At 41.2% G+C, this 8939-nt stretch carries 10 protein-coding genes and 1 rRNA gene; 9 read left to right on the plus strand and 2 right to left on the minus strand.

The window, feature by feature from the left end; translation table 11 throughout:
* The 8 genes from AACX33_RS03270 to ureG form a co-directional block, all read left to right on the plus strand.
* The coding region (locus tag AACX33_RS03270; protein ID WP_227789424.1) for a 3'-5' exonuclease at positions 1 to 1439 on the plus strand (1439 nt) is incomplete at its 5' end.
* Between the two features lie 61 nt (positions 1440 to 1500).
* Positions 1501 to 1698, plus strand: coding sequence for a 50S ribosomal protein L35 (gene rpmI, locus AACX33_RS03275; RefSeq protein WP_006197432.1), 198 nt, complete (start codon positions 1501 to 1503; stop codon positions 1696 to 1698).
* A 19-nt stretch (positions 1699 to 1717) separates the two neighbouring features.
* On the plus strand, positions 1718 to 2074 hold the full coding sequence (gene rplT, locus AACX33_RS03280; RefSeq protein WP_194002229.1) for a 50S ribosomal protein L20: 357 nt from the start codon (positions 1718 to 1720) through the stop codon (positions 2072 to 2074).
* A 435-nt stretch (positions 2075 to 2509) separates the two neighbouring features.
* A complete protein-coding gene (locus AACX33_RS03285) occupies positions 2510 to 3328 on the plus strand; it encodes a transporter substrate-binding domain-containing protein (RefSeq protein WP_194002227.1) in 819 nt (272 codons plus the stop codon).
* Positions 3329 to 3417: 89 nt separating this feature from the next.
* Positions 3418 to 3942, plus strand: coding sequence for a tetratricopeptide repeat protein (locus tag AACX33_RS03290; RefSeq protein ID WP_194002226.1), 525 nt, complete (start codon positions 3418 to 3420; stop codon positions 3940 to 3942).
* A 112-nt stretch (positions 3943 to 4054) separates the two neighbouring features.
* The gene (ureE, locus tag AACX33_RS03295; protein ID WP_194002224.1) at positions 4055 to 4498 is read left to right on the plus strand and encodes an urease accessory protein UreE; all 444 of its coding nucleotides are present in this window, start codon (positions 4055 to 4057) and stop codon (positions 4496 to 4498) included.
* Entirely contained in the window at positions 4476 to 5165 is a 690-nt protein-coding gene (locus AACX33_RS03300) for an urease accessory protein UreF (RefSeq protein WP_194002222.1), read from the plus strand. The genes ureE and AACX33_RS03300 overlap by 23 nt, the downstream gene beginning before the upstream one ends.
* Positions 5166 to 5175: 10 nt before the next feature.
* The gene (ureG, locus tag AACX33_RS03305) at positions 5176 to 5769 is read left to right on the plus strand and encodes an urease accessory protein UreG (protein WP_194002220.1); all 594 of its coding nucleotides are present in this window, start codon (positions 5176 to 5178) and stop codon (positions 5767 to 5769) included.
* A 570-nt stretch (positions 5770 to 6339) separates the two neighbouring features.
* On the opposite strand, the gene AACX33_RS03310 is transcribed toward ureG, so the two are convergent.
* Positions 6340 to 8289: an AAA family ATPase gene (locus AACX33_RS03310; protein WP_194002218.1), complete on the minus strand. Its 1950-nt coding sequence runs from the start codon at positions 8287 to 8289 to the stop codon at positions 6340 to 6342.
* 301 nt (positions 8290 to 8590) lie between these two features.
* Between AACX33_RS03310 and AACX33_RS03315 the strand changes: the two genes are divergently transcribed.
* A complete protein-coding gene (locus tag AACX33_RS03315; protein ID WP_227789426.1) occupies positions 8591 to 8776 on the plus strand; it encodes a hypothetical protein in 186 nt (61 codons plus the stop codon).
* Positions 8777 to 8827: 51 nt separating this feature from the next.
* On the opposite strand, the gene rrf is transcribed toward AACX33_RS03315, so the two are convergent.
* Positions 8828 to 8939, minus strand: a 5S ribosomal RNA gene (gene rrf / locus AACX33_RS03320); the annotation flags it as partial.

The following is an 8939-nucleotide window of genomic DNA, read 5'->3' on the forward strand; positions in this document are numbered from 1 at the left end:
GGGCAGGGGGCAGGGGAGAAGAAATTTCTCAATCCCACTTCCGACTCAACCTAGTGCGAGTTGGTGATCCTAATCAAGCGATTAACTCGACTTTTACGCCAGCTGATCCGATTTATTTTCGGGAGTTTTGCGGAGTGTGCGATCGCCTTGGTAAATTAGCCACAATGGATCAAGCCGGACGCAGTACCAGAATTATCATCGCCGCCGCTAACTTTGCCCTAGAATGGGTAAACAGCTTTTATCAACTCAAAAAGCAGCAATCGCCCTCATCGCCCTTTCATTCTCAAAACATCCGCCCCGTTGATACCGCCGATCCTCAAACAAATGCCAACCCAGTAGCAGTGGGACGAGGACTAGAACTTTATACACCCCGCGATATTTATCACACAGTTGAATTGCTGTTCCAAAGAATAGTTGAGTTGTTTACTCAAGACCCTACAGAAAGTAGTGCGGCAATTTTGGTGCGAGAAAATCGTCAAGGTCGCTGGCTAACAGAGATGTTAACTCCTATGTGTAAGGAGCATAAAATTACACTTTATGACGTAGGCGAAAGCGATCGCCGTTCTCATATCCCCCAAGAAATGTTGGGATTATTGCAATTTTGCGATCGCCCCCATTCTCCTGACTACCTCAAAGCGGCTTTAGAAGTATTGGTACAGCGTCAATTAATTCCTACCCAAGACCTCAACGCCCTCGCTAGTGTACCAGAAGAATTTTTATATCCCAGTCCCCTCGCAGAACTCCAGTCAGATACAGTCAAAAAAGCCGCACATTTGTGTCGTAGTGTACTCCGCGCTCGGTTAGAACTGCCCCTGTATCAACTGATTGCCTTTCTGGCTTTAACTTTAAAATACGACCAAGCCGAATTGGCAACTGCTGACAAACTCGCCGAACGGGTAAACCAGCAAATAACGGAGAACAATTCAATGGAAGCAATGCTCTCAGCTTTAAGTGAAATCGTCACTTCTGAACGGTTTGAACCAGTGGAAACAGATGATTTAGACGCGCGTTATACCCGTCGCGGTCAACTGACGATTATCACTATGCACAAAGCCAAGGGGTTGGATTGGGACTATGTATTTATGCCCTTTCTACACGAAAACTTAATTCCTGGTAAGTTTTGGGTTCCTCCCAAAAGCCAGTTCTTAGGCGACTTTACTTTATCAGAAGTAGCCCGCGCCCAAATTCGCACTGCACTGCACGGCGAATCTGATCTACCTGATGTCTCCCAAGCGTGGAAACAGGCAGAACATTTGAAAACCTCTGAGGAGTATCGTTTACTCTACGTTGCTATGACACGAGCAAAGCGGCTATTGTGGATGTCTGCATCACAAAAAGCACCCTTTACCTGGAGCAAACCAGAAAATTTACAAGAACAAGCGCCTTGTCCGGTTTTTCCGGCATTAAAACGTCAGTTTCCGGAATGTGTCGTTACTTGAGCCACTTAAATCTGTAAATAATAGTATATAATTATGGATTGTGTCGAATTAAAGTCAGACCATGCCTAAACTCAAGACTCGTAAAGCTGCGGCAAAACGTTTCCGTGCCACTGGTACAGGTAAGATTGTGCGTCGCAAAGCTTTCAAAAACCACCTTTTAGAACACAAGTCTTCTAACAAAAAGCGTAGCTTGTCCAAGTCCACACTTGTACACGAACGTGATGAAGACAACGTGCGTTTGATGCTTCCTTATTTGTAAGTTTTTCAGGAAATAGACTATGACCAGAGTAAAGCGCGGTAATGTAGCTCGTAAACGCCGCAATAAAATTCTCAAATTAGCTAAAGGTTTTCGTGGTTCCCATTCAACTTTGTTTAGAACCGCCAACCAACAGGTAATGAAGGCGCTACGGAGTTCCTACCGCGATCGCAAAAAGAAAAAGCGCGATTTTCGTCGTCTGTGGATTGCTCGGATCAATGCGGCTTCCAGGCAACATGGTTTGAGTTACAGTCAGTTGATCGGCAATCTGAAAAAAGCTGATATCCAACTAAATCGCAAAATGTTGGCACAATTGGCAGTTCTCGATCCAGCTTGTTTCGGCAAGGTTGCGGAATTGGCACTTCAAGCTAAAGGATAAGGGTGGTAACGGGTCAATAACTCAGCCCTATAGGGACTGAGCTTGTAAGAAATTGCAAGCTGTATTGACCAGTCTAAGTCTTCACTGACTACGTTTTTTGAGTCATGACACCCTGGAATGCGTAGCTAGTTCCCTGCCCTGTCATTTGCAATTAAACAGTTTTAAAGTCACTGAAACAGTGTTGCAAATTTAAAAAGCTCTTAAAACATTGACGAAGCTAACATTACCCCAGAAATGGGAGGCTCATTTGAGCAAACCTTTATGCGTACAGGATTGCCAAGCCTGAGATGGTAATTGTCCCATCGAAAGTGCAACACAAAGGCACACCGAGTGAAGCAATCCCAAGGCGATAAAGATTACAGCAATTAAAATCGCGAGTGTCGCTTCCCTGTAAGCAAGCTTCGTGACTGAGTTTCCCCCATACCGTCTATTTTTATGAAGTACCGATATAACAGATGGCTAAAAATTAATCCGTTACATCTGGTATTATCCGCTACTATATTTTGTCTTGTCTGCTTTTCCTGGGGATTTATGGCATCTGCCGCAGAAATGCCCGAAATTCAGCGAAGAGGGTATTTAACTATTGCCGTTAAAGATAACTTACGTCCCTTGGGATTTAAAGATGTTGGCGGTAATTTACAAGGCTTAGAAATTGACTTGGCGAAGCGTCTGGCGTTGGATTTTTTAGGGAAAGCGGATGCTGTCAAATTCCAACCAGTAGCCAACCGCGATCGCTTGTCTGTAGTCTTAAACAATAAAGTTGATTTAGCGATCGCCAGAGTCACAGCCACCGAATCCCGCGCCCGGTTAGTAAGTTTCAGTGTTCCTTACTACTTTGATGGCGCTGTCATAGTCACAAAAGATGCCTCTGTACGTCAGCTAAGTGACTTAGAAAACCGCAAAATAGCCGTAATCAAAAATTCCAGCACAATTGCCCAAGTGCGTTACTATGTGCCAAAAGCCGAGTTAGTTGGAGTTGATTCATATCAACAAGGGCGATCGCTCACAGAAAGTAATACAGTAGTAGCATTTGCTGCCGATGCCAGTGTTCTGAGCGGTTGGGTGCAACAATATCCCCAATATCGGCTTTTACCCACAAAGCTATCAACTCAACCCTTGTCTGTAGTCATGCCCAAAGGATTGCAGTATGATCAGTTAAGAAGACAAGTCAATGAAGCGATCGCTCAATATACAGCAGAAGGTTGGCTCAAAAAACGTGTTGAATATTGGGGCTTACCATCAGAGAGTCGATAAAGTGAAGAAATATCTCCCTGATCTCCCCTATCTCCCCAGTGTCCGATAATAGAGACAGAACTAACTTTTAATATTTATATTTGCAGTCAATGGATAAAAATTTAGTCACTATTTATCTCGCAATTTTTGTAGGTCTGCTTTCATTCGCTGTTGTGAATGTTTTCCGCCAAATTTTCAAAACTCGTAGGCGTGAAAGTGCCTTGTCAAGGTTACGCAAGAAATTGGAGAAAGAAAAAGGTACTGCTCAAGAATATTACGAGTTAGCCAGTATTTATTCAGAAAAACAAATATTTTCTCAGGCGATAGTACTATTTCAAAAAGCTATGAAAGCTGCTGAAGAAGAAGAGGAAGAAGATACCGCCCCTATTTACAACGGACTAGGGTATGTTTACTTTAGTCAAGAGCAATATGACTTAGCAATTCGTCAATATAAAGAAGCTATAAAACGTAAACCAGACTACGTGACAGCACTAAATAACCTCGGACACGCCTACGAAAAGAAAAAATTAACTACCCAAGCGCTACAAATGTATGAAGAAGCGCTAAAATTTGCCCCCAATAACACCATTGCAAAGCGCCGTGCTGAATCTTTACGACGCTTGGTGTCTGTGTAAAAATTTTGCTTGTAAATCTGTTATCTCCCCTCCTCGCTTGCGGGGAGGGGTTAAATGATTTAGGTAATAGTAACTAATACACCGCACTTAATATGACATCTAAACTTGATTTATGCTGACTTTAACCCAACGTCAACCGTCTAACCCTGATGTTGCCGTCACTTTCACCCTAGCACTCACAGCAGAAGAACGCACCCGCAGTCGTCATCGCTTTGAAACGGAAGATGGCAAAGTTGTATTTTTGCGTTTACCCAGAGGAACATCACTGCGAGATGGTGATATTTTACAAGACGAAACTAATAGCAGTTTAATTAGGATTACTGCCAAACCAGAAACAGTGTTAACAGTTTTTGCTCAAACACCGCTTTTATTAATGCGCGCAGCATACCATTTGGGAAATCGCCATGTACCCGTAGAAATTACCTCTAGCTATTTACGCTTATTACCAGATTCAGTTTTACGCACAATGCTAGAACAACTTGGACTAGAAATTACAGAGGAAACCTTACCATTTCAGCCAGAATTAGGCGCTTATGGACACCATCACCCTCACTGATGCCAATTTTTTATACATATTGCAGTTAGCTAGTCCTAGTTTACCTGTGGGAGCATATAGCTATTCTGAAGGCTTAGAAATGCTGGTGGAAAAGGGCATCATTTCTGATCAAGCCAGCCTCAAACATTGGTTAGAGGCAGAACTACATTATGGAGCAATTCGGTTAGATGCGGCGGTGATGGTCAGGTCTACAAAATCGGCAACTATAGGCGATATTTCAGGTTTATGTCGGTGGAATATGTGGTTATCTGCTGCTAGAGAAACCCAAGAATTACGGGCATCTAGTTGGCAGATGGGGCGATCGCTTACCCAATTACTTGGTAAACTACAACCAGAGATTATGCCTTTAGTGAATGCTGTGGGTAATCCTTGCAATTATGCGATCGCTTTTGGTATCGCTGTCGCTCATTGGCAAATCAATATTCAAGTTGCTTTATTGGGATATCTGCATAGTTGGGCAAGTAATTTGATTACGGCGGGAGTGAAACTCATTCCTCTTGGTCAAACAGCAGGACAAGAGCTATTACTAGAGTTACAACCATTAATTAGCACAGATGTAGGGAAAATACTAGCTTTGGAAGATGACCAACTCAGTTGTTGTAGTTGGGGTTTGTCCTTAGCGAGTATGCAGCACGAAACCCAGTATACAAGGTTGTTTAGGAGTTAGATAGAAGACAATGAGTGCATTGCGTGTTGGAGTGGCTGGCCCGGTGGGTTCGGGAAAGACGGCTTTAGTTGATGCTTTGTGTAAAGCCTTACGTGAAAAGTATCAAATTGCTGTGGTGACAAATGATATTTATACCCAAGAGGACGCTCAATTTTTGGTACGTTCTCAAGCCTTGACAAGCGATCGCATTTTGGGAGTGGAAACTGGCGGTTGTCCCCACACAGCGATTCGCGAAGATGCTTCGATGAATTTGGCTGCTATTGAACAATTAGAAAACCAATTTATTGATTTAGATTTAGTATTTTTGGAAAGTGGAGGCGATAACCTAGCAGCTACTTTTAGTCCCGAATTAGTAGATTTAACAATTTATGTCATTGATGTTGCAGCAGGTGATAAAATTCCCCGCAAAGGTGGCCCCGGTATTACTAAATCTGATTTATTAGTGATTAATAAAATTGACCTTGCACCCTATGTAGGAGCAGATTTAGAGGTAATGAAAAGAGATACTCAGAAAATGCGCGGTGATAAGCCTTTTATTTTCACCAATTTAAAGACTCAATCAGGGTTAGCAGATGTCATTAAATTTGTAGCTTTACATATATAGAGGTAATTATACTTGCTGAGTCAGCCAATTTTTAACTACAGGTACTACTGAAATGCTATACCTATCTTGTTTTGACCATGCTTGTCGCCCCCTCAAGTTATCCACCTGTTAGGTGAGTAGTGGGGTTCTGGTAATGTTAACTTAACGGATGAACGTTGTAGAATATTGCAATTTCTACCTATTTTTTGTCAAAAGTATTATTTATTATCTTAGTTTTCACATCTAGAATTCCCTATTCTAGGGTCTTGTGTTTTTATCACTAGTTTGAAAATTTGAATTAAACTTCCTTAGTGGCTTTTTCAACACAATCAAAAAGCTATAATTTTTGCGTGCATAATTTATTTTTTGAGATTTACTTAATTTTTTAAAACTATAGTTTTGAATTACCCGTAAGTGTAGTTTTTGTATACGACTTCTTGAAGTGCGGAATGTGGGTTATAATTTTTAGCTAGTCCGCTCCAATACGGTTGTTATATACTGTTCGCTTCACAATTATTTATCTTTGTGCTAGCCGATCCATTTTTAGAACTGATAAACTTAGTTAATTTATTTTGCTTTTATATAACTTTCTTATTGCAACACTTTGTTGATCACTTGAAACGCTTCTTCAAAAGAATTCAGTGTCTCATCAAGTTCAGGGCTATCAACCAAGAATGCTGGGTTGCGTATTAACCAATCGGAGGGATAGAAATGATCAAACTCTGGCACATCCTGAGTCATCAATCTGAAAACAGCCTCAGCTTTTTTGACAATGCGCTCTGTATTTAACGCCGCATCCAACTTCGCAACACTAAGAATGTTTTTCTCAGAAAGACTATAGGCACTGTTTAGTAGTCTGACAAAGAGTTCTGGATGTAGAAAGTCTTCAATATCACTCTCTGATTTACCAGTAAAATCTGCTGCTGTAAATAGTTGACTTGCCTTCAGAACTTGGCTTTTCCTTAGTTTCTCTATCTTGCTTTTATCTCCAGATGCAAGATCACATAATACTGCAATATTCAACTTGTTCGCACCAAATAAAGAGGCGAATGGTGATATTTTATCTATCCCACCAGAAGGGCATATTGTCCAGCGTGAATCTAAGCCTTCACGTTTGCGATTCTTTAAAGCTGTAGAGAATGCTTGAAGATAAAGAATGTCTGAAGGTCCTTCGACAAGCAGCGTATCTTTACCGATAAAAAGTGACTGGGTGATTTCGTATCCAAGTGCAGCCTGTAGCGGGAATAGCGTATCTTTATCAACGAATAATGCATCAGAAGAAACTTTAGTACCTAGTACGGTTGACTTTCTGCCTTCATACTTGATTACATCTTCAACAATCCGAACATCTGCCATACGCTCCGCAGGTACCATAAACGGGGAATGTGTTGTAAAAATTACCTGATGCTCAGGAAGAAGCCTTTCCTCGATGTAACGTAGCAAATCAGATTGAGCTTTTCCGTGTAGAGTTAATCCTGGCTCATCCAGTAGTATAATGGCATTACCCGTAGTCTTTTTAAGTTGTTTGAACTGCGATAGGAAGGAAAAGAACCATACAAAGCCAGCACTTCGTTCAGAAAGTGGTACAGTCACGCGATGATTGCTGTTTTCAATACGAATTTTGACAATAGTTCCAGAGTTGAATGGATGCTTGTCTCCAGCTTTGCCTTCGGCTATATCAATTACCACCTTTAGCGCGTCGTTCTGGCTCCAGAATTGAAATATTTCATCCGTTATTTCGTTTGAAGCTCCTTCACACTTCGCCTTCAAATCTTCGTGCTTTGACACTCCCTTTAACTCATCAATAGAAGTGCCAGCGTACTCAAGAAAATCCAGAAATATTTGATCAGATGGACTCACCGTATTTCCTTGAATATCAGTCTCAATCTGATTAATTGAAATCTCTCCAGACATTCGATCAAAATGCGATGTATAAAAGAATTTTGGCATATTCGGAGAAAGAATTTCTATCATGTCCGAATGAAAGCTACCATCCTTTAATTCGCTTAAAGTTGCGAGTAACTCTTCGAGCTTATCTGAACGCTGAGAAAGCCCATTCAATATCGAAAGGGCTTCTTTTCCATTTTTGGCATTCTTTAAGGAATTTTTTTCTGCTTCATCCAAATCTAATTCACTAATTAAGTGATCTAGACAGGCTATTTCATCACAAGGAATACTCCAGTGTTGTTTACTGTAGCCAATGTATCTAGAGATGGTAATTTTATCGTTTTTCAGCGCGTCTGTCCCATAAATGTCACTTACGAGTTTTATATCTGCAGACGATAGAATCCAATGTGTTTCGATGACTTTGGAGTAACCATCTGTATGTCGATCATCAAAACGACTAAGGTGACGACGAGGATAGTCACGAGTTCTATCGTAAATAAAAGATGCAAACGGATTAATGCCGTAAAAGGCCTGAAGGATAGCAGTTTTACCTGCTTCGTTCTTCCCAACTAGGCAAGTCAGATCCCCGATTTCAAATTTATTACTATCCTCAATAGACCTAAAATTTGTGACATCCGCACTAACAAGCTTCATTTCAAAGATTCCACTCTAAATATTGCCGAGAACAAGCTAAATCCTGACTTGTCTATCTTTTGTATAACAGCTTATTTTATAACATTTTCTCTCGGTAATATCCGAATGCAAATATTATTGAAGTAATTTTTCTCGTGATATCTCTAGTATTGGGTATTATCGAAAAAGTTTCTACAGAGTCATAGCCATTTTCGCTGTAGTCCAGTTTGCCTCATTGCAATCGCGCTGGTGTATATCGGCTTGGGATGTTCTCTTTGGTTTAACAGCTCATTCATACATACTGGAATCCGTTTTGTTCAATTTGTCAGTTGCTGCTGTTCGTGGCTGTATGCTGATGGGATTTCCAACCTGGGCAGGCTTATTCTCACTCACATTTGGCTCTACATTTATTCTGGTTGGTGCATTCCACTCAAGCGGATTTTACGGCTGGGCAGTAGCGAAAGAATTAGTATTAACAAATAAAAAGCTCAAAATAAAAACATCATAAACGAAAACCCCCTAGCAATGATGAGAGCTAAGGGGCTTCGTAGAAAGATAAACCTGGCATCGAGCTATTTTTGCGTAGGGCTACCCCTAGACTATCGTCGCCGCAGCAGCGTTTCACCTCTGAGTTCGGGAAGGGATCAGTGTGGTTCCACCGCGCAATAGAC

It is taken from the genome of Nodularia sp. LEGE 04288, from assembly GCF_963896525.1.
Taxonomy (GTDB): domain Bacteria; phylum Cyanobacteriota; class Cyanobacteriia; order Cyanobacteriales; family Nostocaceae; genus Nodularia.